Here is a 24,687-nt window from a genome sequence, read left to right as displayed (position 1 = left end):
TATAGTATAATATATAAAAAGAAAGAATATTCTGTCCGTTCTAATAGAGGAGGGTATGACATCATGGAGAAGCGAGGAAAAGTATGGTTAGCTGTCAGTGGCCTAGTAGCTACAAAAGATGGCAGGTGGTTATTCGTTAAGAAGAAATACAGTGGGTTAAAGGGGAAATGGTCTTTACCGGCTGGTTTTGTAAATGAAGGTGAGACCGTTGATGAAGCTGTGAAACGTGAAGTGTTAGAAGAGACAGGTATTGTCGCTCATGTGAAGGGGATCATTGGTGTTAGATCGGGCGTAATTCGCAATGAGATTAGTGATAATATGATTATTTTCCTTTTGGAGCCTGAAGGGGAAGAGATTATTGTACAGGAGAAGGAATTGTCTGAAGTAGCGTTTCTACATCCAGATACGATTGCGGACGATCCAAATACGTCTGTACTTATTACATATTTGTTAGAAAGACAATCAGAATTACATCTTGAAATGGACAAAACATTAAATCCAGGAGAGCAGTTTGGTTATACAGCCTATCACGTATTTACGGCACATACGAAGGAGAGGGAGAAAGAGTGAGTATACCGGTATTACTTATTTCAATGATGTTATTTTTCATTTTGTTTTTTGGAATTGGATTTTTACTCAACATGATATTGCGAGCGACATGGGTAATGGTTATTGTATATCCGATTGTTTGTATGCTTATTATTAATAAGGCGAGTATGTGGGATTATTTTTCAAAGCCAAAAGAAACATTCTCTTCATTTGGGACAAGTGTATCGCATTTAGGACAAGCAGATGTGTTTATTTTATCTACTGGATTGATTGGTGCTGCTTTAGCGGGAATCGTTATTAAGAAACTTCGGAAAAGCGGATATCAAATGTTTTAATCTCCAATGCAATTGGAGATTATTTTTTTGCATATTCTTTCATCGTATAGGGAATGATTAACGATGAAGGAGTGTGGCATATAAAAATGTTAAAACGATATTGTATTCGCATTATGATGACTTGTTTACTTGCAATTGCATTATGCGTAACATGGAATGCTTTCACAGGAGTTTCTTTATTAGAGATTGTAAAGAAATATGAGGGAACGAGTGCAAAAGAAGTACATGCAGCAGAAGTTAAGAGAAATGTTGCTCCGAGTAAAGAAGTGATAAATGCTTTAGAGCAGGCAAACGACTGGTCTAAATATCGTTCAATTGAAATGACTGCAACAGGTTATACGTCGGGAATTGAGTCAACTGGTAAGAGGCCGGGACATCCGGAGTATGGTATTACATATTCAGGTGTTAAGGCGAAAAGGGATTTATATTCCACAATTGCAGCAGACTTACGCGTATTCCCAATTGGAACAATCTTATTCGTACCAGGTTATGGGTATGGTGTAGTAGCTGATAAGGGCGGTGCAATAAAAGGAAACCGTCTTGATTTGTACTATGATACAGTGAAAGATGTTTATAGCCAATGGGGTAAGAAAAAAGTAAATGTATATGTAGTTAAGATAGGAAATGGTAAGTTTTCAGAAGAAGAGTTAACGATGTTAAACCAAGATGAGACGATGCAAGTGTTTCGTGGTCAATATTTAAAACAAAGATAGTCTAGTGGTAAGTACGCTAGACTTTTTTTATTTTATATAGGGTATAACAGAAGTTAGAATTGTCGCATTTTATCGAAAATAAAGTTATAATAAAGATAGAGTAGAGAAATTTAGGGGGTCTGAACATGTTTTACGTACAAAAAGAATTAGCAAGCCATGAAGCGGTGATTGTTGCCTTATTTGAAGAAGAGCAAACGAGTAGTTTTGTACAAGAACTGGACAAAGCGTTTGAAGGACAATTACAAGTTTTATTAGAAGAGAAAGAACTTTCTACGAAGAAGAAAGCTATTTCAAAAGTACATAGTTTAGGAAAAACAGATGTGAAACGTTATTATTTCGTTGGTTTAGGTAAGAAAGAATCTTATACGACAGAAACATTACGTTCGGCTCTTGGTAAGACGTTTAAAACACTGCAAGCAGCAAAAGTACAAGATGCAGCAATCTTACTTGATTCTTTCGTAACAGAGAAATTAGACGCGATTGATGTCGCTCATATTGCGGCAGAAGTACAAGGCCTTGGTACATATGAGTTACAAACGTATAAATCAGATAAAAAGGATCGTGTAGAGTTAGAGAAGTTTACGGCTATTACAGCGGAAGATGCACAGGAAATTGAAGCGGCATTAACAGTTGGCTACGTACATGGACGTGCAACAAATTCAGCTCGTACACTTGTAAATATGCCGCCAAACGTATTAACAGCAACAAAGCTTGCTGAGTATGCTGTTGAGTTAGCTGAGAAGTATGATATGGATTATAAAGTTCTTGAGAAAGAAGAGATGGAAGAGCTTGGTATGGGTGCGTTACTTGCAGTAAACCAAGGTAGTGTAGAGCCACCAAAAATGATCGCTCTTATTTATAAAGGAAAAGAAGAGTGGACAGATGTTATTGGATTCGTTGGAAAAGGAATCACATACGATACAGGCGGTTATTCTTTAAAACCACGTGAAGGCATGGTCGGTATGAAAGGTGATATGGGCGGTGCTGCTGCTGTACTAGGTGCGATGGAAATTATCGGTGAACTTCGCCCAGAGCAAAATGTGATCGCTGTTATTCCATCAACGGATAACGTTGTAAGTGGTACCGCATTTAAGCCAGACGATGTAATCACATCTATGAGCGGAAAAACAATTGAAGTATTAAATACAGATGCAGAAGGTCGCTTAGCATTAGCTGACGGTATTACGTATGCGAAAAAATTAGGTGCAAACTATTTAATTGATGTTGCGACATTAACAGGTGGTGTAATTGTTGCACTTGGAAATCATACGACAGGTGCAATGACAAACAATGAAGAGTTGTTTGAGCAAGTGCTAGAAGCATCTATGGAAACAGATGAATCGATTTGGCAATTACCGATTTTTGATCGTGATAAAGAACGCGTGAGAAACAGTAAGTTTGCTGATTTAAATAACTCACCAGGCCGCGAAGGACATGCGGTTATGGCTGGTACATTCCTGGGTGAATTTGCTGAAGATACACCTTGGGTACACTTAGACATCGCTGGAACATCTGAATCATCAGGAGCGCATGATTTAGGTCCAGCTGGAGCAACAGGTGCAATGGTACGTACACTTGCAACGCTTGTTGAACGTTTCGGCGAAGAATAAGATCGTAAGAGAGGGCTGTTCCTACATTTTGGAACAGCCTTTTTTATTGATATATGTGGTGTTACGGCCGGTGTAATTTCACTTTATAAAGAAATCGTATATAACGTTCCGTTTAAAGCAAAGGAAGTGCGGCCCGTTTCTTCAGAGACAACTAAAATAAGGGCATCGCTTTTTTCTGATAAGCCAATTGCAGCTCTGTGACGTGTTCCTAGTTCAGGATCAACTTCTGTGTTTTTCGTGAGCGGAAGAATATTGGCAGCTGAGACAATATGATTATTTTTAACGAGAACGGCTCCATCATGAAGAGGGTTACCTGGATAAAATATTGATTCGAGTAATGGTGCGGTTAAATGAGCGTTTAATGTCGTTCCAGTTTGAATGAAAGCTTCAAGCGTCTCGTTTCGTTCCACAACGATAAGAGCGCCATGTTTTCGGGCGCTTAAATGTTGGATAGCTGTCGTAATAAAAGATGAACTTTCCGTATAAGGTGATAAATATGCTTGAATATAGTATGTAGCTGCCAATGTTTGTACATTTGCTAACATATGATGAATATCTTCCATTTTGCATAAAATACATTCGTCTTCTTTATCGATTGCGCTCCTCATAATCGATAGTTCTTTTTCAGCAATTTCAATCATTTGCTTTGTTTGTATTTTGAGCTCTTCTGACAAGCCCCATTCGCGCATAATCCTCATTCCCTTTAGTGGAGTATTTAACAATAGTGTATACAAATATTCCTAGTAAAATCCTGCTAGATTTTATAAAATATTGAGATACAGCATGTTTTTTTCATATAATAAAGGTATGACGAGCGAGAGGAGAGAGAAGAATGAATTGGAAACAAGAATTTAATCGCTGGCTTTCTTACGCACAATTAGATGCAGAATTAAAAGAACAGCTAGAAAATATGAAGCAAGATGAGAAGAAAATCGAGGATAGCTTTTATAAAAATCTAGAGTTTGGCACAGGTGGTATGCGTGGTGAACTTGGTGCTGGTACGAACCGTTTAAACGTATATACAGTTCGTAAAGCGACAAAAGGATTAGCAAGCTTTATCGAAAAGTTAGGTGAGGAAGCGAAAAAACGCGGTGTTGTTGTAGCATATGATTCTCGTCATAAGTCACCTGAGTTCGCAATGGAAGTTGCTGCTACACTAGGTGCACACGGCATTACAACATATGTGTTTGAAAGCTTACGTCCAACGCCAGTGCTTTCTTTCGCAGTTCGTCATTTACATACAGTGAGTGGAATCGTTCTTACTGCAAGTCATAATCCGCCTGAATATAACGGTTATAAAGTATACGGTGAAGATGGTGGACAGTTGCCTCCGAAAGAAGCTGATGAATTAATTAGCTACGTAAACGCAGTAGAAGACGAGTTAACAGTTGAGGTTGCTAATGTGGAGCAATTAAAAGCTGACGGTTTATTACATATTATTGGACAAGAAGTCGATGATGCATATGCTGCAGAATTGAACAATGTCATTATTAATAAAGAAATGGTGGAAAAGGCCGGCAAAGATTTAAAAATCGTCTTCACACCACTACACGGAACATCAAATATTTCTGTACGCCGTGGTTTAAAAGAAGTTGGATTTACAGATGTAACAGTTGTAAAAGAGCAAGAGTTACCAGATCCGAACTTCTCTACAGTAAAATCACCGAACCCAGAAGAGCATGCAGCATTTGAATATGCAATTCGTGACGGTGAAAAGGTAGGAGCGGATGTATTAATCGCAACAGATCCTGACGCAGATCGCCTTGGTGTAGCAGTTCGTAATCACGATGGTGAGTTCCAAGTATTAACTGGTAACCAAACAGGTGCATTAATGCTTGATTATTTACTATCACAAAAGAAAGAAAACGGAACGCTTCCAGAGAACGGTGTCGTATTAAAAACAATCGTAACGTCTGAAATTGGTCGTACAATCGCGAAAGCATACGGTTTAGATACAGTTGATACGTTAACTGGATTTAAATTTATCGGTGAGAAAATTAGACAGTATGAAGAAAGCGGACAATATGAATTCCAATTCGGTTATGAGGAAAGCTATGGTTATTTAATCCGCCCATTCTGCCGTGATAAAGATGCAGTACAATCTGTTCTATTTGCATGTGAAGTAGCTGCGTACTACAAATCACAAGGTAAAACGTTATACGATGGTCTATTAGAAGTGTTTGAGAAGTACGGTTTCTTCCGTGAAGATCTTGTATCGTTAACGCTAAAAGGAAAAGATGGAGCGGAAAAAATCCAAGAGATGATGGCAACATTCCGTGAAAATCCTCCGAAAGAAGTAGCGGGCTTAACAGTCGTGGCAGTTGAAGACTATAAAGCAAGCATCGTTACATCTTTACAAGATGGACATAAAGAAGAGATTCACTTACCGAAATCAAATGTGTTAAAATATCAATTAGAGGATGGTTCATGGTTCTGCCTACGTCCATCTGGAACTGAACCGAAGATTAAGTTCTACTTTGGTGTAAAAGATAGTTCTTTACAAAATAGTGAACAAAAGTTACTTACTATTAAAGAAGATATTATGAATCGTTTATAATATAAAGTAATTTTAAGTAGTAAGGAACAAAAGGGAGCGAAATCTCCCTTTTGTTTTATGTAGGAAATGATTGCTATTGATTCCGACAGGAGAGAGGGTATTTTGTGATGAAAAAAGTAAGAAAAGCGATAATCCCAGCAGCTGGATTAGGAACACGTTTTTTACCAGCAACGAAAGCGATGCCGAAAGAAATGTTACCGATTGTTGATAAACCAACTATCCAATACATTGTAGAAGAAGCAGTAAAATCAGGAATCGAAGATATTATTATCGTTACTGGTAAAACGAAGCGTTCTATTGAAGATCATTTTGATAATGCATTTGAGTTAGAGCAAAACTTATTAGAAAAGAAAAAGTATGAGTTACTTGAAAAAGTACAGGCTTCTTCAAAAATGGTAGACATTCACTACATTCGTCAAAAAGAACCAAAAGGATTAGGTCACGCTGTTTGGTGTGCGCGTAAATTCATTGGTGATGAGCCATTCGCTGTTTTATTAGGTGATGATATCGTTCAAGCTGAAAAACCATGTTTACGTCAATTAATTGAAGAATATGATAAAACGCTTTCTTCTGTTATTGGCGTACAAACGGTTCCAGAAAATGAAACACACCGTTACGGAATTATCGATCCGTTAGAGCAGGAAGGACGTCGTTACCAAGTTCGCAATTTCGTTGAGAAACCAGCAGCAGGTACAGCACCTTCAAACTTAGCAATTATGGGACGTTACGTTTTAACACCTGAAATCTTCATGTTCTTAGATCAGCAACATGTTGGTGCTGGTGGCGAAATTCAGTTAACAGATGCAATCCAAAGCTTAAATGAAATTCAACGTGTATTTGCTTACGATTTCGAAGGAAAGCGCTACGATGTAGGTGAAAAGCTAGGATTCGTTCAAACAACAATCGAAATGGCACTGCAACACCCAGAATTACGTGATGACATGGTTGCAATGATGAAGAAAATTTTAGAAGAACAAGCCAATCAAGAGTCTTAATAAAAAAAGAGTTATTTCAGTAAACTGAAATAACTCTTTTTTTATTAAGAAATCGTCGAATGAGAATGCTGATAAGCAGAACGACGCACAGCATAGTATATGCGAGGTGCGATAATAGCACCGATAATTGTAAATGCAATATCTTTTACTGCAAACCACATCATAATCATCCAAGCAGCTTTATAGCTCATATTACCGCCCATAAAGAGATTGACTGCCCCGTACATGTAAGTAGTACCGATAATATAAGTTAAAATGATTCCTGTGAAAGAGGCAGTTGCAAATGTACGAAATGTTGGTTTTTCCTTTTGTTCTACGAGTTTTCCTGATACGTAAGCAACGATAATAAATGCGATAATAAAGCCACCAGTAGGATCTAAAAGTGCTCCAAATCCAGCTTTGAAGTTAGCGAAGATTGGTGCACCTGCTACTCCAACTAGCATGTAAACAGTCATTGATAATGCACCAAGTCTACTTCCAAGAAGAAGCCCTGCTAAAATTGCGAAAAATGGTTGCATAGATAATGGGATGCCCGCTACTTGCAGGAATGGTGCCCAAGATACAATATTTGCACCAATGGCCATAAGAGCGACGAACATGGCGGCTAATGCTAAATCTAAAACATGAAATCTCCTCATAATGTTAACCTCCTGTTGTTTTTAAGTTAACATTATCGTAGCGAAACTATTTACTTGTTGTCAATTAAAATATTTTGATAAGAAGGCTTCAAATACTCTCTTAGCAACGTATATGGAATACGAAATTGTGGAATGCCGCTTGAATAAGGCGCAATTTCATATAAAGGGAAATAAATGACGAGATTGTTCGGTTCTAAAAAGAAGTGAAACTTTTTCGTGCTCATGACTTTTTCAGTTGCATCAGGAAAATAAATACTTTCATTTTGTTTAATTTGTCTTACAATCTCAGCACGAATTACGTCTTTATATGTATCTTCTTGTTGAAATAAATCGTCTAAGTGTAGTAACTTTTTTTCTTTTAAATCAAATGTGTTAGCCTTCCACGTATAAAGACCGTGTGCTCCGCCTGTATATTGATAGTAATTCAAATATAGGCTGAGCAAAGGTGATTTATTTAAGGAGACTTTATAATCAACATTCGCCACGTACGGATGAAATGGTGTACTAGATCCTTCTGTTTCTTTATAATATTTTTTTGCGTCTTTTTCTAATTTTGTTTTAAATTTTTCAGTAGATTTTTTGTAATAGAAATTTAGCTTATTTTGAAACTTAGAATCGGAAAAGTTATGAAACGAAGGCCTATTGATTTGATATTCTATATAAGGTTTCTTACCTTTTTGCGTGACAGTCTGAACATCGATTGTCAGGTTGGATGCTTTGGCTGCTAGTGCACAATTTGGTACAATAGTCAGCAAGGAGAACATAAGCGATAGTATAAAAAATTTCTGTTTCATTTAGGTGAAACCTCCTTATATAAGTGTTATAAGTAGTTTGAAAGTAAATAGGTAAAATTATACATTTAATTAAAGTGAGAGAAAGGGGAAACGATATGGCAAAAACTTTAATGGATTCGCTTGGAATTGAGTTGTTAGAGATGACAGAAGATAAGGTAGTTGCTACGATGCCTGTTGATGAACGTACACATCAGCCGTTTGGTTTTTTACACGGTGGTGCATCTCTTGCGTTAGCGGAAACAGTAGCAAGCGTCGGTTCATACAATTTAATTGATCAAGAGAAATGTATTTGCTTCGGTCTAGAAATTAATGCAAACCATATTCGCTCAAAGAAAGATGGAATTGTAACAGCAATCGGAACACCGATACATAGAGGAAACTCAACGATGGTTTGGGATGTACGTATCATTGATGAGAATGACGATTTATTATGTATTTCAAGATGTACAGTAGCAATTAAAGAAAAACGTGAAAAGTAAAAAAAGAGGCTGCTCTAATGAGCAGCCTCTTTTTCTTATAATTAGAACTGGATTTTCTTCTCTAAGAAACCTTTTAGTTCGCTAATTGGCATACGCACTTGTTCCATTGTGTCACGGTCACGTACTGTAACAGCTTTGTCTTCAACTGAGTCGAAGTCATAAGTGATACAGAATGGTGTACCGATTTCGTCTTGACGACGGTAACGTTTACCGATAGAACCAGTTTCGTCAAAGTCTACCATGAAGTCTTTAGCTAGTTCTGCAAATACTTCAGTAGCACCTTCAGATAGCTTTTTAGATAATGGTAAGATCGCTGCTTTGTATGGTGCTAAAGCAGGGTGGAAACGAAGAACTGTACGAGAATCGTTTTCTAATTGCTCTTCTTCATATGCATCACATAAGAACGCTAATGTTACGCGGTCAGCACCTAAAGATGGCTCGATGCAGTACGGTACGTAACGCTCATTCGTTTGTGGATCAATATAGTTAAAGTCTTCGTTAGAGTGTTCCATGTGACGTTTTAAATCGAAGTCTGTACGAGATGCAACGCCCCATAGTTCGCCCCAACCGAATGGAAATTTGAATTCAATGTCAGTTGTTGCGTTACTGTAGTGAGATAATTCCTCTTCACCGTGGTCACGAAGACGCATGCTTTCTTCAGTCATACCAAGTGAAAGTAACCAGTTCTTACAAGTTTCACGCCAGAATGCGAACCACTCTAAATCTTCACCAGGCTTACAGAAGAATTCAAGTTCCATTTGTTCGAATTCACGTGTACGGAATGTGAAGTTACCAGGCGTGATTTCGTTACGGAAGCTCTTACCGATTTGGCCAATACCAAATGGAAGTTTTTTACGCATAGAGCGTTGTACGTTTTTGAAGTTTACGAAAATACCTTGTGCTGTTTCAGGACGAAGGAAGATTTCGTTTGTGCTAGACTCTGTAACACCTTGGAATGTTTTGAACATTAAGTTGAACTGACGGATTTCAGTGAATTCTTCACTACCGCAATCAGGACATTTTACTTCATGTTCTTTCATTAAGTCAGCCATTTGGTCGAAAGTAAGACCATCAACAACCATTTCGATGCCTTTTGCATCTAATGCATCTTCAATTAATTTGTCAGCACGGTGACGCGCTTTACATTTTTTACAGTCGATCATTGGATCGTTGAAGTTACCAACGTGACCAGAAGCGATCCAAGTTTTTGGGTTCATTAAAATAGCAGCGTCTAAACCAACGTTGTATGGAGATTCTTGAATGAATTTTTTCCACCAAGCTTTTTTAACGTTATTTTTTAATTCGATTCCAAGTGGACCGTAATCCCAAGTGTTTGCAAGACCACCGTAAATTTCAGAACCAGGGAAAACAAAACCGCGATGTTTCGCTAAGTTTACTACTTGTTCCATTGAATACATAATAAAATCCTCCTTTTGAAAGTTAACGTATTGGCGATGACGTGCTCAGGTAACTTGTGAAACGAGCAGTATATGCTTTGAAAAACATAAAAAAACGCTCATCCCAAGGCTTAATTGCCTAGGGACGAGCGTTTGCCCGCGGTTCCACCCTAGTTGATACACAAAAGGTGCATCCACTTTATCACGTATTGCTCGAGACTGCCGTTTCCTTGCGGCTTCAGGCTTTCACTATCCCTGAATCGCTTTTTGTGCAAGTACTTATAAGTCCGTCATCGCTACTTATATTAATAATAATGAACATATTCTAACACGTTCTTTTTTAAATCTCAATAGAGGAACGCGTCTATCTATGATAGAGTCTCGCCTATTTTTTCGTTATTTATTCCGTAATTTTGTTTAATGTGCTTAATTGCTTCACGCCTGCTGAGCGGGGCAAGCTCGTTATTTTGCACGTATTCCCAAACGACATCGGGCTTTGTTTTTGCATATTCACGAAGGACCCATCCAATCGCTTTTTGAATGAAAAATTCTTTCGAAGAATGTAGTTGTCCAATAACCCAAAAAAGAAGTTCTTCATCCATCTTTTGTTTATATTTTAGCTGGAATAAAATAGCGGCGCGTTGTAACCATATGTTATCTGATGCAATCCATTTTGGAATATAGGCAGAAATCAATCCGGGATGTTGTAAAAAAATATCGCCTAAAAATGTAGGGACGATGCTATCGACAGTGTCCCACCAAGATTTTGTTACAATAAGTTCTTCTAAGAAGGGAATATGCGTTTCGTTTATATGCTTTTTATATTTTTGCATCATATCGAGTGCGGCTGCCTGAAATCTGATGCAATCCATTTTGGAATATAGGCAGAAATCAATCCGGGATGTTGTAAAAAAATATCGCCTAAAAATGTAGGGACGATGCTATCGACAGTGTCCCACCAAGATTTTGTTACAATAAGTTCTTCTAAGAAGGGAATATGCGTTTCGTTTATATGCTTTTTATATTTTTGCATCATATCGAGTGCGGCTGCCTGAAATTCTCGTTCTGGTAAATCCCACAGCTCACGTACGATAATTTGGAAGTCTTTTGGATCTGGGAGAGTATGTATTTGGATGACGTCTTTTAGTAATTGTCTTCTTTCAGGTGTTTGAATACCGAGAAATGGGAAGTGATTTTTCATATAACGTGCCATCGGTTCTGCTTTTTCCGGATTTTTGTGAGCTATGAAATGCTCTTGTAATGTTTTTACAAATGGATGCATCGGTTGTTCTCCTCTCTTATTATGTTACTCCTATTATTATACAGAGAGTTTGGTTGAATTTTAAAACATAACTTGCAATGCAATGAAATATGTTGAGAGTAGAGAGGAGAGGATAAGATGGAAGATCAAGGCTTACTAGCAGGTTTCTTTGCTCTTAGTTTTGCGTTTATTCTTGTTATATTGATTTGGGCAGTTATTGCGTATTTGTTAACGGCTTTTGCACTGTATACGATGGCGAAAAATGACGGTGCAACGGATGGAGTTCTAGCATTTATTCCTTTTTTAAATAGTAAAATATGGGGTGATTTAGCGAAAGATAAATTACCCGATTTCTTGAAAGAAGAAGCAGGATGGAAAGTATTCGGCATATATGTCGCATGTTTCATTTTTAATTTCGTACCAATTTTATATTTAATAGCAACAGCTGTATCCATTGTGTTGTCTATTTATCTTATCTACGCTATTTTAGACAGATATGGAACGAACTCTATATTATTTACAATTATTCATGTCATCACATTTTCAGTGTTCTTGCCGATTCACTTGTTCATTATCAGAAATGAGCCGGTGAGGTATAACGAGTAAGTTTAATTTAAATATGTGTAATGAAAAAAGCGCCCTGGTTATCAGAGCGCTTTTTGTGCTACATAAGGTAGCGTACATAAATATAAATATGAGAAATGATTAATGAAACGATCATAATTGGGAAACCGACTTTTAAGAAGTCCATGTAGCTAAATTTATGTCCTTCGCGGCTTGCGATACCTGCGACAATTACGTTAGCAGAAGCGCCGATTAATGTTCCGTTTCCGCCCAGACAAGCACCTAATGCTAATGCCCACCATAATACGTCGATTTGTGCGTCAGCAGGTGATAAACCTAATCCGACAGCCATATCGTTAATAAGAGGAATCATTGTTGCAACGAATGGAATGTTATCAATTGTTGCAGAGGCGATACCAGATACCCATAAAATAAGGATAGATGCGTAAGAAATATCTCCGCCTGTTATGCCAATTACTTTTTGAGCTAACATTTTAATAAGACCGATGTCGATAAGTCCTCCAACGAGTACGAATAGTCCTGCGAAGAAGAAGATTGTTACCCATTCTACACTTGCGAATACTTCTTCAATTTCATGTTCTTTCACACCGATTAACATAAGTACAGTAGCACCAGTTAAAGCGATGATAGCTGCATCAACGTGGAAAATGGAATGAGTCATGAAACCTACAATTGTAAGTCCAAGTACTGTTAAAGATTTTTTCATTAATACTGGATCTTTAATGTATTGCTTTTCATCTAAACTCATTAATTTTTTAACTTGTACAGGATCAGCGATTAATTGTTTGCGGTACATGAAGTAAAGTATTGTCGCTGTCACACCAATGATAATAATTACGATTGGCGCTAAGTTTAGTAAGAAAGCATTGAAATCTAAATGCTTATTGGCAGAACCAATCATAATGTTAGGTGGATCACCAATTAATGTTGCTGTTCCCCCAATGTTTGAAAAAATAATTTCAGAAAGTAAATAAGGGACAGGATTTACTTGCAGTATGCGCGTAATAGATAAAGTAACTGGAACAACAAGAAGTACAGTTGTAACGTTATCTAAAAACGCGGAACCAAGCGCAGTAAGTAAGGAAAGGGAAATTAAAATTTTAATTGGATTTCCTTGCGCTCCTTTTGCCGCTTTAATGGCAACGTATTGGAAGACACCCGATTTACTCGTAATGTTCACCAAAATCATCATACCGATGAGTAGTGTAATCGTCCCCCATTCAATATGTTTCGTAAAGGCGTTGTGTAAATCAACGACCCCCATAATTACCATGAGTGCTGCGCCAAGAAGTGCGATGACAGCGCGATTAATTTTTTCAGAAATAATAATGGCATATGTAATTAAAAAGACTGCGATAGCAAAATAATACTGCCAGTTTGCGAGCTCTTGCGTTGTTTCGTGCAAAACTCTCATCTCCTTTCATTCACTTTTCTTAGTGTGTCAAAAATTAACTAGATGAAACACACATAACGTCATTATAAAGTAGAAAAATGTCGGATGTAAATGAAAGGGTTTATTTTGTTATATTTTCTGCAAAGGTTACTTTTTCTTATTTTTAAAAATATTTGCGGGCATTTGACATATATATAAGATACATCCAATCTGAATATTTAAAATGGAATTAGCATTCGAGCTTGTTCGTGTAGGAGTGTCAAATAGAAAGGAATGACAAAGATGATAAGGAAGGGATCGTATGAATGAACAACAATTTTTATTTTTGGATTTTGAGTTTACGATGCCCCAGCACAGAAAAAAACCAAAAGGATTTTTCCCGGAGATTATTGAGGTAGGACTCGTTTCGGTTGTTGGCTGTAAGGTAGAAGATACGTATTCAGCTCATGTTAGGCCGAAGACTTTTCCTTCTTTAACGGATCGATGTAAGAAGTTTTTAGGGATTAAACAAGAAGTCGTAGATAAAGGAATTTCGTTTCCAGAACTCGTTGAAAAACTTGCAGAATATGAAAAGAGATGTAAACCGACCATTGTTACGTGGGGAAATATGGATATGAAAGTGTTGAAGCATAATTGTGAAAAAGCGGGAGTAGATTTTCCTTTCCAAGGACAGTGTCGTGATTTATCACTTGAGTATAAGAAGTTTTTTGGTGAGAGAAATCAAACAGGATTGTGGAAAGCGATTGAAGCGTATGGAAAAGTAGGGACGGGTAAGCATCATTGTGCGCTAGATGATGCGATGACGACGTATAATATTTTTAAATTAGTAGAAAAAGATAAAGAGTATTTAGTGAAACCAGCACCTCCAACATTAGGGGAACTCGTTGATTTTTCAAAAGTGTTAAAGAAAGTGAGTACACAGTAACGACCAAATTGCACAGTATGTAATTTGGTCGTTTTGTTTTTTTAAAGTTTGTAGTCCTTTTTTAACTGTTCTAATGTTTCTAGACTACGAACCGCAAAAGGTGAATCATCTTCAGAAAATGAATTCATTTGAGTTTCTAATGCTAATTTGAGTGAATCTGTGTAATCTGGAATTTCTCCTTCATATTTCTTCACCATTTGCTCTGGAATGTTCGTCTGTTCACGAAAAGCTAAAGCACGTCTTTCGTGGAAAAATGGTACGTCAGCTTGTTTTACGTTATGTAAGTCACCTTGCACCGGATGTTTTAAAACAGCTAATACTTTTACGACGTAACTGCCAGGGCGGCTATTTGTAACCTCGCCAATGTATTTTCCCGTTTTATAAATACCAGTAACGATTTCGCCAATTTCAAATGTTTCTCTCATATTTTTCACCTCAAGTTTATAGTAAGGAAAGTAGGAGAAGGAGTCAAAGAAATCATTCGCTTTCGGAACGCCCCTTGAGAATATGGATAGGTTCAACTATAATTTAAGTGTATATAACAGAAAATTCTGATGTTTTTCGAATCCTATAATTAAGGAGTGTTCGTTATGATGCCTTTATACTTTCCGGAAGATAAAACAGAATATATTATTCCAGGGATTGTTTGTGTTCTATTTATTATCGGTGCGATTGCTACATGGCGTATGTTCGTTCGTGTATCAAAACGAGAAGCAGATCGATTACAGAAAGTTGAAGAAAAGCTGTTAGCTGAAAAGAAACAGTAACTCATTTTTGTATGTTTCCCTCTATGCTCGGACAATCTAAGGGCAGAATGTATTTTGGAGGGAATAAAATGAAAAAACGGCTTTTTTTCAGTTGTTGTTTACTATTTCTGATGGCAGGTTGTGACCAAGGAAAGCCGAAAGAAATTGACGTGAAATTACATAATGCTTCAGGTGATGAAGTGGGGACTGCAAAAGTAACTCAGCAAACAAGCGGAGTGAAAATTACGATTAAAGGGGAAGGTTTCGCACCTGGCCCGCACGGACTACATGTACACGAAATTGGAGAGTGTAAAGCACCTCGTTTTGAATCAGCTGGAAATCATTTTAATCCAGATGATAAAAAGCATGGACTACTCAATCCGAAGGGTGCAGAAAACGGTGATTTACCGAACGTAATTGCAGATGGTTCTGGAAAGATTAAAGCAGAAATTGATGCGCCGCATATAACGCTTGAAGAAGGAAAAACGACGATTCATAGAAAAGATGGAGCGTCTATTATTATTACAGAAAACGCTGATGATGGCATGACACAACCGACAGGTAAATCAGGTGATCGAATTGCTTGTGGTGTTATTGTAAAAAAAGCGTCGGATATGAAGAAAAAGTAAAAGCTACCGTGCGCGGTAGCTTTTTTGTGTAGTGTAAGTGAAAATATATCAGCGATTATTGGAATATATCGACTGTAACTTAAAATATATAGGCGATTATTGGAATATATCGACCGTAACTCAAAATATATCGGCGATTTTTAAAATATATCGACTTACCGACAAAAGTTGACAAAGGAGGCTGTCCCAAACAGTCTCCTTTCTTATTATGAAAACGTATGGCGCAGTCTATTTAAAATTTCTTCTAAAACAGACCTTGGACAGCCGATGTTAATTCGAATATGTTCTTCGCCGCCTAATCCGTACTTCTCACCAGGCTCAACAATAATTTTTCCTTTTTCTTCGAGCAATTTAGTGCGCTCATCTTGAGAAAGCTGTAGGCGAGAGCAATCAATCCATAATAAAAAGCTACCTTCTGGCTTCGTTACGGAAAGAGTAGGTATGTGATCTTTCATATATTTACAAGCAAATTGAGCATTATCTTCTATATATAATCGAATTTCATTTAGCCAATCGTTACATTCTGTATAGGCACTTACCATCGCTGTATAGGCAAATATATTTAATCCGTGGAAGCCTTGTCTATATTGGATAGATGTAAAGGCTTGACGGAGTTTTTCATTTGGAATGATAATAATCGATGCTTGTAATCCAGCGATATTAAATGTTTTACTTGGAGCCATACAAGTAATCGTGCGCGCTGCTAGTTCTTCAGATAAAGAAGCGAACGGTGTATGTGTATGATTTGCATAAATAATATCGGAATGAATTTCATCTGCGACAACGATTACATTATATTTGGTACATAAAGATCCAAGCTTTGTTAATTCCTCTTTCGTCCAAACACGACCTATCGGGTTGTGAGGACTGCAAAGAAGCATAAGTTTGACGCCTTGTTGAAATTGCTTTTCCAAATGCTCGAAGTCTATCGCATATGTATCATTTTTTTTCTGTAATGGACTTACGCATAATTGTCTATTGTTTGTTGTGACCATTTCGAAAAATGGGGGATAAATAGGTGGTTGTACGAGAACGGATTCGTTTTCCTTTGTGAAGGCCTGTATGCTCGTACTAAGAGCTGGAACGATTCCGGCGCTAAAGACAATCCACTCTTTTTGAATATCCCAGTTGTACTGTTTTTTTGTCCAGTTACAAATAATATCGCCAATATTTTCGGGAGGAAGTGTATAGCCGAAAATAGGATGCTCGATACGTTTCTTTAAAGCAGCTTGAATTGGTTGTGGTACTTCAAAATCCATATCAGCAATCCACGCATGGATAAGTTCTTCGTTTTTATATGTATCCCATTTTGTACTATGAGTTCCACGGCGATTGACTGCTTTATGAAATAGTTGCATAAGTTTGCCCCCTTCTTCTGTAAAACCGTTAAGTTATGAAAGTTCTCTCTCTTCTTATAGAATAGCTGATGTGATAGGATAAAGAAAAGTATTAAAAAGTGAAAAGGCGGGAAGCGAATGGGTACATATGAAAAGATGATAGAGGTTGTGAAGAATTGGGATCCGTTTCAAATGGGACCGGAGTTTTATGAAACAGAAGCGAGCGATGTTGTGAACGTCGCAAGTGTGTTTGATGATTCGAAATACATCGCAAAGAAGATTCAACATATATACTTTATGTCTTTTGAGGAAGTACCTGCGCTTGAAAAATGTGAGAAGTTAGCTGTGGAATTACTTGTAATAAAAGAAGGCGGAAGTTGTTCATTGTAGGCTGTCGGAATTTCCGACAGCCTCTTTGATATTATTGCGCAGAAAAAGTGATAATTTCTTCATAAACATGTTCCGGTTTTTCTTCAGGTAGTAAATGCCCTGTATTTTCGTAAGAAATAAATTTCGAATTCGGTAAATCTTTGTGCAGACGATGACCTACATGTACAGGGACGACCCGATCTTTTTCACCCCAAATGAGTAGCGTAGGTGTTTCGATTTTTTGTAATTCAGTTGAAGGTAAGTCACCTTCACGATCTCGTATCATACGAGTTAAAGCGGGGAATATACGGTTGTCATAAAAAGGAGCAGAGTAACCGGCCTTCATTTCATCGTCAATTAATGAATGATCATGAACGACATTCATTAAGTTATGAACAATGCCGCGCCGTATAATCCAATTCTTTACGTATAAATGAAAGAACGGTAAATAAGAAGAGTACAGTAAAGGTAAAGTTGCGCGTGCTAAATAGCTAGAGCTACATAGTAAAATTGTCTTTGAAATTAATTCAGGACGTATACGGTTTACGTAAAGTGAAATTTGGCCGCCCATAGAATGTCCAACTAACACAATGTTTGAGAGAGATAAGTGTTCAATTAAATCGATTATAATCATTGCTAAATTATGATAAGAATACTTAAATAGATGAGACTTATCACTCTTCCCGAACGGTGGTAAATCAAGAGCAATGACTGTTCCTTCTTTCGATAATAAAGGTATTAGACGGCGGTAGCTGAATGAGGAAGATAAAAAGCCGTGAACGAGTACGAAAGTAGGACGTTCTGTTTTATTTTCATGTTCATACAATTCGTAATGAACAGTAGTGCCGCGAGTGGAAAAAGTGAAATAAGGACAAGTAGATTCGTGATTCATTTTTTGTCACTCCATTGATTTTTGTTCATATCATTTCCAAGGCAGAAAAAAATATGTTAACAAAAAAAGGCAAGATGACGATGTCATCTTGCCTTTCGTATATTCAGTATTACCCGCGAACAATATTAGGCGGTGTTTTTCCTTGTAACGCTGCAACTAAATTTTCAGCGGCGGTCATAGCCATTTGCTGCCTAGTTTTTAATGTTGCAGATCCGATATGTGGTAAGGTCACAACATTTTGTAAGGATAAGAGCGGATTGTCTTTTTGAATCGGCTCTTGTGTAAAAGTATCGATGCCTGCTGCAAAGATTTTCTTTTCTGTTAACGCATCGATTAACGCTTCTTCATCTACTGTTTTCCCGCGAGAAGCATTAATGAAGATAGCTGTTTCTTTCATGAATGAAAATTCCTTTTCTCCGATAAGATGGTACGTTTCATCTGTTAATGGAGTAAGAAGAACGATAAAGTCAGACTGCTTTAGAAGCGTCTGTAAATCACAATATGTAGCATCGAATTTTTGTTCAGCTTCTTCTTTTCGGCGACGGTTATAATAAAGAACATCCATATCAAATCCGAATTTCGCTCGTTTTGCAACAGCTTCACCAATTCGGCCCATACCGATAATGCCGATTGTACGATGGTGTACATCTAGCCCAAAGTGCTCTTTTCCAATTTCCGCATTCCATTCACCGTTTTTTACGTAGGAGTCGAGCTCACAAACTCGGCGACCAGCAGATAACATAAGAGCGAAAACGAGGTCAGCTACTGTATCATCTAGTACGTATGGTGTATTCGTTCCGATGACATTGTGCTTTGCCATCGCTTGTAAATCAAAATTATCGTAACCGACAGAAATGTTGCTTACTACTTTTAAGTTAGGAGCCGCCCCCAATAATTCTTCATTAATAGCAGATCCAAAATTTAATAAACCATCTTTATCTTGTATTTTCTCTAGTAGAATATCACGAGGTACCTTCTCATTTTGCTCCCATTTTTCATAATCACAGTGTTCTGATAAATAGTTTTCTACAAATGTTGGAACTGGTTCAGCAATATAAACTTTTGGTTTCACGGTTCCATCCCCTTTCGCTTTATCACGCATTTTTCTGCTGAGTAAAGTTTCACTTTACCCCGCTTTAACGAGCAGTAAGACTCCCACCTAAAAAGACGGTTGAGACAAAGAAGTGAGGTGGGAGATCAAGCCCGATTGGAGCGGGCTAATAATCCATGGGGTGAACCTTTCCATGGATTAAAGTTTCACTTTATTTTGACATAATTCACTAAAAAAATCTTCTTTTCAAACTGGAAAGGCTATTTGTATAATTTAGACACAAACGAAAAGGAAGGATGATTTATATGGTGACAGAAAAAGAATTAGAATTATTAGCTTGTCTTGAAAAAAGTAGTCGATTATCTGTAGATACATTAGCGAAGCTGTTAAATATAGAAGTAGAAGAAGTAAAGAAAATGGTTGAAAAATTAGAAGCGGAAAAGATTATCGTGGATTATGTAACACATATCGATTGGACGAAGGTGAAAGAACATACAGGTTTAACGGCAATGATTGATGTGAAAGTTACGCCAAAGCACGGCGTTGGGTTCGATGCGGTTGCTGAGCAAATTTATCGTTATTCAGAAGTGAAATCTGTGTATTTAATGTCAGGGACATATGACCTTTCTATTACATTAGAGGGAAAGACAATGGGAGAAGTGGCGATGTTTGTTTCTGAGAAATTAGCAACAATTGAATCTGTCGTTTCTACGACAACGCATTTTATTTTGAAGAAGTATAAACATGAGGGGATTATTTATGAAAAAAACGATGATGATAAGCGAATTGTGGTGACACCATGAAGCAATTTGAACTATCTAGAGCAGCGGAATCTTTACAACCATCTGGTATTCGAAAGTTTTTCGATTTAGCAGCAAATATGAAAGGTGTTATTTCGCTTGGAGTAGGAGAGCCTGATTTCGTTACACCTTGGAATGTGAGGCAAGCATGTATCCGTTCTTTAGAACAAGGATATACGTCATATACAGCAAATGCAGGATTATTGGAGCTCCGTCAAGAAATAGCAAAGTATCTAAAAAAACAATTTGCAGTTTCTTATGATCCAAACGATGAAATCATTGTTACAGTTGGAGCAAGTCAGGCGTTAGATGTAGCGATGCGCGCCATTATAAATCCTGATGATGAAGTACTCATTATTGAGCCAAGTTTCGTTTCTTATGCCCCGCTTGTGACATTAGCTGGAGGCGTTCCAGTTCCTGTGGCGACTACTTTAGAAAATGAATTTAAAGTACAACCAGAACAAATTGAAGCAGCTATTACAGCGAAGACAAAGGCAATTTTACTTTGTTCACCAAATAACCCAACAGGTGCAATGTTAAACAAGTCCGAGCTTGAAGAAATAGCAGTGATTGTTGAGAAGTACAATTTAATCGTATTATCTGATGAAATTTATGCAGAACTTGTATACGACGAAGCATATACAAGTTTCGCGAGTATTAAAAATATGCGCGAGCATACGATTTTAATTTCGGGATTTTCAAAAGGATTTGCAATGACAGGATGGCGTCTTGGTATGATTGCAGCTCCTGTTCATTTTTCAGAATTAATGCTCAAAATTCACCAATATTCTATGATGTGTGCCCCAACGATGTCTCAGTTCGCAGCACTTGAAGCGTTACGTGCCGGGAATGATGAAGTAATTCGGATGAGAGATAGCTATAAGAAACGCCGTAATTTTATGACGACATCTTTCAATGAAATGGGATTAACGTGTCACGTGCCGGGCGGAGCATTTTATGTCTTTCCTTCAATCTCTTCAACTGGACTATCTTCAGCGGAATTTGCAGAACAGTTATTATTAGAAGAAAAAGTGGCTGTTGTACCTGGAAGTGTATTTGGCGAAAGTGGCGAAGGGTTTATTCGTTGTTCGTATGCAACATCGCTTGAACAGCTTATGGAAGCAACGAAGAGAATGGAACGGTTTATAGAGAATAAAAAAAGGACAAAACACAATACGTTTTGTCCATAAAAGGGGGGGAATACTAGAAAGCCATGTGTTAGTATTCTATCCTAATATTGGAGAATTATACTTACTTAAGGAAATTTTTTCATGAATTTTGAATGAGCTCTGTCATAGTGGTATAATTTACTAATATAAGGTATGCGTATCCTGAGTAGCTTTACTTACGGTACGTATTAACTAATCGGATATTTAACAATAAATCATCTGCTTTGCTATCTACAATTGTAGAGAAAATGGTAAACGTATGGGAGTGTTTCATATGTCAGAACAATATACAACAGGAGTGGTTGTAACAGGGAAAGTGACTGGGATTCAAGATTACGGTGCATTTGTAGCGTTAGATGCAGAAACACAAGGACTTGTGCATATATCTGAAATTACAAATGGATATGTAAAGGATATTCATGACTTTTTAAAAGTCGGCGATACAGTAGAAGTAAAAGTACTTTCAATTGATGAAGAACACAGAAAAATGAGTTTATCGTTAAAAGCGGCGAAAAGAAAACAAGGACGGATTCTTATACCGAATCCATCTAAGGACGGATTTAATACGCTGCGAGAAAAGCTAACAGAATGGATTGAAGAGTCTGAGTTAACAAAGTAAAAGAGGAGCGCATATGAGCGTTCCTCTTTTACTTTTTCTTATGATATATATTTGCAAATATGATTGCATGCAATCATATTCGTATGTCGAAGGTGAGTAAGGACATACTGACTAGCGAATTTCGTTCGTTTCTGGGTGAGTACCAAGATTTTCTGATGGTTTAAAGAGTAAACCAAGATTGATCAGCCCAGAAATACCGACGATGCCGTAAATAATACGTGCAAGAGCTGAGTTTTGTCCACCGAAAATGGCTGCCACTAAGTCAAACTGGAAGAACCCAATTAATCCCCAGTTTACAGCGCCAATTACAGTAAAGACTAATGCGATACGTTGCAAAGTACTCATGAAAAAGCCCCCCTTAATTGTGAAGCATGAGCAAGCGATGAGTTAATTAACTCTTTTATAGAATGGGGTAGTTATGTTGTTTTTATACATAAAAAATGTTCGGAATAGGATGTATATACATCTATACCGAAAAATGCGAATTTTTATGCAAAAAATGAACTTTTTTTAAAAAATATATATTGGTTACGTTTACAAGGGGTGAATCGCTTGATTTACAACTTCAGTTTCGCTAAAGTGAATACAGAAATACATATCCATAATTGGAGGGAAAAAGATGAGTACACATGTAACGTTCGACTATTCTAAAGCGTTATCCTTCATCGGTGAACATGAAATCACTTATTTACGTGATGCAGTGAAAGTAACACATCACGCAATCCACGAAAAAACTGGAGCTGGGAACGATTTCCTTGGGTGGGTAGACCTTCCGCTTCAATATGACAAAGAAGAATTTGCTCGCATTCAAAAATGCGCAGAAAAAATTAAAAATGACTCTGACATTTTACTTGTTGTAGGTATCGGTGGTTCTTACCTAGGAGCACGTGCAGCAATTGAAATGTTAAACCATTCTTTCTACAACACACTTTCTAAAGAACAACGTAAAACTCCACAAGTGCTATTTGTTGGACAAAACATTAGCTCCACTTATATGAAAGATTTAATGGATGTACTAGAAGGCAAAGACTTCTCTATTAACGTTATTTCCAAATCAGGTACAACAACAGAGCCAGCACTAGCATTCCGTATTTTCCGTAAGTTATTAGAAGAAAAGTATGGAAAAGAAGAAGCTCGCAAACGTATTTATGCAACTACAGATAAAGCGCGTGGTGCATTAAAAACATTAGCTGATAATGAAGGTTACGAAACATTCGTTATTCCAGATGATGTTGGAGGACGTTTCTCTGTATTAACGCCAGTTGGTTTATTGCCAATCGCAGTGAGTGGCTTAAATATTGAAGAGATGATGAAAGGTGCAGCTGCTGGTCGTGAGGACTTCGGTACATCAGAACTAGAAGAAAACCCAGCTTACCAATACGCAGTAGTTCGTAACGCTCTATACAATAAAGGAAAAACAATTGAAATGCTTGTTAACTATGAGCCAGCACTTCAATACTTCGCTGAGTGGTGGAAACAGTTATTTGGTGAAAGTGAAGGAAAAGATCAAAAAGGTATTTTCCCATCTTCAGCAAACTTCTCAACTGACTTACATTCATTAGGTCAATACGTTCAAGAAGGTCGTCGTGACTTATTTGAAACAGTTCTAAAAGTAGGTAAACCTACACATGAACTAACAATCGAATCAGAAGAAAACGATTTAGATGGATTAAACTACCTTGCTGGTGAAACTGTAGACTTCGTAAACACGAAAGCATACGAAGGTACACTACTTGCACATAGCGATGGCGGAGTACCAAACTTAATCGTAAATATTCCTGAATTAAATGAGTACACATTTGGTTACCTTGTATACTTCTTCGAAAAAGCATGTGCGATGAGCGGCTACTTATTAGGCGTAAATCCATTTGACCAACCAGGAGTAGAAGCATACAAGAAAAACATGTTTGCTTTACTTGGTAAACCAGGATTTGAAGAATTAAAAGCAGAATTAGAAGAGCGTTTAAAATAATAAAAAGCGGCCGGATCCGGCCGCTTTTTATTATTTCATCGAAAAGTCCATCAGTATATTCAAACTAGAGTGGGTATGCTAAAGAAAAAGTCTAGGAGGGATGGACTTGATTCTGATTCATTCAAATTTAGAAGGACGTACATATGCGTTATATAAGTTAGAAGAAATAATGAAGCCACTCGGATATAGCATTGGTGGCAATTGGGATTATGATAAAGGATGCTTTGATTATAAAATCGATGAAGAAGACGGCTATCAATTTTTACGAGTGCCATTTACAGCAATTGATGGAGAACTAGATGTACCCGGCGTAATAGTTCGTCTTGGAACGCCGTATATTCTTTCGCACGTATATCAAGACGAACTAGATGATCATGTAAATACTTTAACAGCTGGAACGAGTGGAATGGATCAATTTGCTGAGCCGAAAGATCCAGATGGAGATGTGAAAAGAAAATATATCAATATTGGGAAAGTGCTCATGCAAGAATTAGAGCGTCATTTTACTAATGGTGAATAACAATGAGTATGTCGCTTTCAATGAGAACAAAGGAATGAACTGGATTAATCATATATTGTTCGTCGCGCTTTATACCTAGTAAGAGAATGTTTTGCTTTAAAAGAGTATAGCTACAATTCGCAAAAGTTTGTCCGGTGCAGGACATAGGAAGCTCCATCAGTTGTAATTTATTATCAGAGATTTCGTCGTAAAGTGAAAATAGTACACCTGAAATGGAAGGGAATAAAAGAGAAGCGGTAAATACATAGCTCGTTAATTTATTTCCTTCTATAATTTCTGACACGCCAGCTCTCGTTGCATTTTGTATTTGTTCAGAAGTAAGAAGTTCAGCGATGCAGTGAATGTTTGGGTT

At 37.3% G+C, this 24,687-nt stretch carries 28 protein-coding genes and 2 pseudogenes (1 of these 30 only partly in view); 17 read left to right on the top strand and 13 right to left on the bottom strand.

Annotation, left to right across the window (positions count from 1 at the left end; genetic code table 11):
• The first annotated feature begins 63 nt into the window (after positions 1–63).
• The 4 genes from ACTT1L_RS11285 to pepA all read left to right on the top strand — a co-directional run bounded on the left by ACTT1L_RS11285 (position 64) and on the right by pepA (position 3,207).
• The gene (locus ACTT1L_RS11285) at positions 64–570 is read left to right on the top strand and encodes an NUDIX hydrolase (RefSeq protein ID WP_000415311.1); all 507 of its coding nucleotides are present in this window, start codon (positions 64–66) and stop codon (positions 568–570) included.
• Positions 567–884, top strand: coding sequence for a YuiB family protein (locus ACTT1L_RS11280; RefSeq protein WP_000027014.1), 318 nt, complete (start codon positions 567–569; stop codon positions 882–884). The genes ACTT1L_RS11285 and ACTT1L_RS11280 overlap by 4 nt, the downstream gene beginning before the upstream one ends.
• Before the next feature lie 86 nt (positions 885–970).
• On the top strand, positions 971–1,597 hold the full coding sequence (locus ACTT1L_RS11275; protein ID WP_000920101.1) for a 3D domain-containing protein: 627 nt from the start codon (positions 971–973) through the stop codon (positions 1,595–1,597).
• A gap of 125 nt (positions 1,598–1,722) precedes the next feature.
• On the top strand, positions 1,723–3,207 hold the full coding sequence (gene pepA, locus ACTT1L_RS11270; RefSeq protein WP_061131738.1) for a cytosol aminopeptidase: 1,485 nt from the start codon (positions 1,723–1,725) through the stop codon (positions 3,205–3,207).
• 83 nt (positions 3,208–3,290) lie between these two features.
• Here the strand turns inward: pepA and cdaS are convergent, their stop codons facing one another.
• A complete protein-coding gene (gene cdaS / locus ACTT1L_RS11265; RefSeq protein WP_074543974.1) occupies positions 3,291–3,896 on the bottom strand; it encodes a sporulation-specific diadenylate cyclase CdaS in 606 nt (201 codons plus the stop codon).
• Between the two features lie 143 nt (positions 3,897–4,039).
• Here cdaS and ACTT1L_RS11260 point away from each other — a divergent pair, with 143 nt between their 5' ends.
• Positions 4,040–5,764 (top strand): phospho-sugar mutase, encoded by a 1,725-nt coding sequence (locus tag ACTT1L_RS11260; protein ID WP_071742205.1) that lies wholly within the window; start codon positions 4,040–4,042, stop codon positions 5,762–5,764.
• 107 nt (positions 5,765–5,871) lie between these two features.
• Positions 5,872–6,759 carry a UTP--glucose-1-phosphate uridylyltransferase GalU gene (gene galU, locus ACTT1L_RS11255; RefSeq protein ID WP_061131951.1) on the top strand — a complete coding sequence of 296 codons (888 nt, stop codon included), beginning with the start codon at positions 5,872–5,874 and terminating at the stop codon, positions 6,757–6,759.
• A 44-nt stretch (positions 6,760–6,803) separates the two neighbouring features.
• Here galU and ACTT1L_RS11250 read toward each other — a convergent pair whose 3' ends face one another.
• The gene (locus ACTT1L_RS11250; RefSeq protein WP_001252157.1) at positions 6,804–7,397 is read right to left on the bottom strand and encodes a biotin transporter BioY; all 594 of its coding nucleotides are present in this window, start codon (positions 7,395–7,397) and stop codon (positions 6,804–6,806) included.
• Positions 7,398–7,447: 50 nt separating this feature from the next.
• Entirely contained in the window at positions 7,448–8,191 is a 744-nt protein-coding gene (locus tag ACTT1L_RS11245; protein WP_000810359.1) for a DUF3298 and DUF4163 domain-containing protein, read from the bottom strand.
• A gap of 95 nt (positions 8,192–8,286) precedes the next feature.
• Between ACTT1L_RS11245 and ACTT1L_RS11240 the strand changes: the two genes are divergently transcribed.
• Positions 8,287–8,670 carry a hotdog fold thioesterase gene (locus ACTT1L_RS11240; RefSeq protein WP_001140608.1) on the top strand — a complete coding sequence of 128 codons (384 nt, stop codon included), beginning with the start codon at positions 8,287–8,289 and terminating at the stop codon, positions 8,668–8,670.
• A 41-nt stretch (positions 8,671–8,711) separates the two neighbouring features.
• Here the strand turns inward: ACTT1L_RS11240 and ACTT1L_RS11235 are convergent, their stop codons facing one another.
• From ACTT1L_RS11235 to ACTT1L_RS11225, 3 genes and pseudogenes are all read right to left on the bottom strand, one after another.
• Entirely contained in the window at positions 8,712–10,088 is a 1,377-nt protein-coding gene (locus ACTT1L_RS11235) for a glycine--tRNA ligase (protein ID WP_000287154.1), read from the bottom strand.
• A gap of 347 nt (positions 10,089–10,435) precedes the next feature.
• Positions 10,436–10,924: pseudogene (locus tag ACTT1L_RS11230) on the bottom strand (DNA alkylation repair protein); the annotation flags it as partial.
• A gap of 200 nt (positions 10,925–11,124) precedes the next feature.
• Positions 11,125–11,349 (bottom strand): annotated as a pseudogene (locus ACTT1L_RS11225) (DNA alkylation repair protein); the annotation flags it as partial.
• A 117-nt stretch (positions 11,350–11,466) separates the two neighbouring features.
• On the opposite strand from ACTT1L_RS11225, the gene ACTT1L_RS11220 reads away from it, so the two are divergent.
• Positions 11,467–11,934, top strand: coding sequence for a hypothetical protein (locus tag ACTT1L_RS11220; RefSeq protein ID WP_000390057.1), 468 nt, complete (start codon positions 11,467–11,469; stop codon positions 11,932–11,934).
• Between the two features lie 58 nt (positions 11,935–11,992).
• Here ACTT1L_RS11220 and ACTT1L_RS11215 read toward each other — a convergent pair whose 3' ends face one another.
• Positions 11,993–13,318, bottom strand: coding sequence for an ArsB/NhaD family transporter (locus ACTT1L_RS11215; RefSeq protein ID WP_000545225.1), 1,326 nt, complete (start codon positions 13,316–13,318; stop codon positions 11,993–11,995).
• A gap of 289 nt (positions 13,319–13,607) precedes the next feature.
• Here ACTT1L_RS11215 and kapD point away from each other — a divergent pair, with 289 nt between their 5' ends.
• A complete protein-coding gene (gene kapD, locus ACTT1L_RS11210) occupies positions 13,608–14,231 on the top strand; it encodes a 3'-5' exonuclease KapD (protein WP_001005369.1) in 624 nt (207 codons plus the stop codon).
• Between the two features lie 41 nt (positions 14,232–14,272).
• Here kapD and ACTT1L_RS11205 read toward each other — a convergent pair whose 3' ends face one another.
• The gene (locus ACTT1L_RS11205; protein ID WP_001209341.1) at positions 14,273–14,656 is read right to left on the bottom strand and encodes a kinase-associated lipoprotein B; all 384 of its coding nucleotides are present in this window, start codon (positions 14,654–14,656) and stop codon (positions 14,273–14,275) included.
• A gap of 165 nt (positions 14,657–14,821) precedes the next feature.
• Here ACTT1L_RS11205 and ACTT1L_RS11200 point away from each other — a divergent pair, with 165 nt between their 5' ends.
• Both ACTT1L_RS11200 and sodC read left to right on the top strand, forming a co-directional pair.
• Positions 14,822–14,998, top strand: coding sequence for a hypothetical protein (locus ACTT1L_RS11200; RefSeq protein ID WP_000982758.1), 177 nt, complete (start codon positions 14,822–14,824; stop codon positions 14,996–14,998).
• A gap of 68 nt (positions 14,999–15,066) precedes the next feature.
• Complete coding sequence (sodC, locus tag ACTT1L_RS11195; RefSeq protein ID WP_000746504.1) at positions 15,067–15,606, top strand: superoxide dismutase [Cu-Zn]; 540 nt, start codon at positions 15,067–15,069, stop codon at positions 15,604–15,606.
• A gap of 206 nt (positions 15,607–15,812) precedes the next feature.
• Here the strand turns inward: sodC and ACTT1L_RS11190 are convergent, their stop codons facing one another.
• On the bottom strand, positions 15,813–16,964 hold the full coding sequence (locus tag ACTT1L_RS11190) for a MalY/PatB family protein (RefSeq protein WP_163072413.1): 1,152 nt from the start codon (positions 16,962–16,964) through the stop codon (positions 15,813–15,815).
• Positions 16,965–17,081: 117 nt separating this feature from the next.
• Here ACTT1L_RS11190 and ACTT1L_RS11185 point away from each other — a divergent pair, with 117 nt between their 5' ends.
• Positions 17,082–17,333, top strand: a complete 252-nt coding sequence (locus tag ACTT1L_RS11185; RefSeq protein ID WP_000537636.1) for a YugE family protein — start codon at positions 17,082–17,084, stop codon at positions 17,331–17,333.
• Positions 17,334–17,364: 31 nt separating this feature from the next.
• Here the strand turns inward: ACTT1L_RS11185 and ACTT1L_RS11180 are convergent, their stop codons facing one another.
• On the bottom strand, positions 17,365–18,204 hold the full coding sequence (locus ACTT1L_RS11180) for an alpha/beta fold hydrolase (protein ID WP_442821911.1): 840 nt from the start codon (positions 18,202–18,204) through the stop codon (positions 17,365–17,367).
• Positions 18,205–18,313: 109 nt separating this feature from the next.
• Positions 18,314–19,306 (bottom strand): 2-hydroxyacid dehydrogenase, encoded by a 993-nt coding sequence (locus tag ACTT1L_RS11175; RefSeq protein WP_074544014.1) that lies wholly within the window; start codon positions 19,304–19,306, stop codon positions 18,314–18,316.
• Positions 19,307–19,560: 254 nt separating this feature from the next.
• Here ACTT1L_RS11175 and ACTT1L_RS11170 point away from each other — a divergent pair, with 254 nt between their 5' ends.
• The 3 genes from ACTT1L_RS11170 (at position 19,561) to yugI (ending at position 21,843) form a co-directional block, all read left to right on the top strand.
• Positions 19,561–20,058, top strand: coding sequence for an Lrp/AsnC family transcriptional regulator (locus ACTT1L_RS11170; protein WP_000255699.1), 498 nt, complete (start codon positions 19,561–19,563; stop codon positions 20,056–20,058).
• Complete coding sequence (locus ACTT1L_RS11165) at positions 20,055–21,245, top strand: aminotransferase (protein WP_000808516.1); 1,191 nt, start codon at positions 20,055–20,057, stop codon at positions 21,243–21,245. The genes ACTT1L_RS11170 and ACTT1L_RS11165 overlap by 4 nt, the downstream gene beginning before the upstream one ends.
• 253 nt (positions 21,246–21,498) lie before the next feature.
• A complete protein-coding gene (gene yugI, locus ACTT1L_RS11160) occupies positions 21,499–21,843 on the top strand; it encodes a S1 domain-containing post-transcriptional regulator GSP13 (RefSeq protein WP_000003767.1) in 345 nt (114 codons plus the stop codon).
• Between the two features lie 111 nt (positions 21,844–21,954).
• Here the strand turns inward: yugI and ACTT1L_RS11155 are convergent, their stop codons facing one another.
• A complete protein-coding gene (locus tag ACTT1L_RS11155) occupies positions 21,955–22,188 on the bottom strand; it encodes a DUF378 domain-containing protein (RefSeq protein WP_000105788.1) in 234 nt (77 codons plus the stop codon).
• 274 nt (positions 22,189–22,462) lie between these two features.
• On the opposite strand from ACTT1L_RS11155, the gene ACTT1L_RS11150 reads away from it, so the two are divergent.
• Both ACTT1L_RS11150 and ACTT1L_RS11145 read left to right on the top strand, forming a co-directional pair.
• The gene (locus ACTT1L_RS11150) at positions 22,463–23,815 is read left to right on the top strand and encodes a glucose-6-phosphate isomerase (RefSeq protein ID WP_000103660.1); all 1,353 of its coding nucleotides are present in this window, start codon (positions 22,463–22,465) and stop codon (positions 23,813–23,815) included.
• A gap of 106 nt (positions 23,816–23,921) precedes the next feature.
• Complete coding sequence (locus ACTT1L_RS11145; RefSeq protein WP_442821910.1) at positions 23,922–24,335, top strand: YugN-like family protein; 414 nt, start codon at positions 23,922–23,924, stop codon at positions 24,333–24,335.
• Here the strand turns inward: ACTT1L_RS11145 and ACTT1L_RS11140 are convergent.
• Positions 24,322–24,687 carry the final stretch of a potassium channel family protein gene (locus tag ACTT1L_RS11140; RefSeq protein WP_000842331.1) on the bottom strand. Its footprint extends 630 nt past the window's final position, so 366 of the gene's 996 nt are visible here — the last part of the coding sequence; its start codon lies beyond the right edge, outside the window; the stop codon is at positions 24,322–24,324. The two genes, ACTT1L_RS11145 and ACTT1L_RS11140, sit on opposite strands and share 14 nt — an antisense overlap.

This window comes from Bacillus sp. FH (genome assembly GCF_052216825.1).
In the GTDB taxonomy this organism is placed as follows: Bacteria; Bacillota; Bacilli; order Bacillales; family Bacillaceae_G; genus Bacillus_A; species Bacillus_A paranthracis.
The sequence above is the reverse complement of the archived record's forward strand: the minus strand, read 5'-3'. Positions and strand labels throughout refer to the sequence as shown.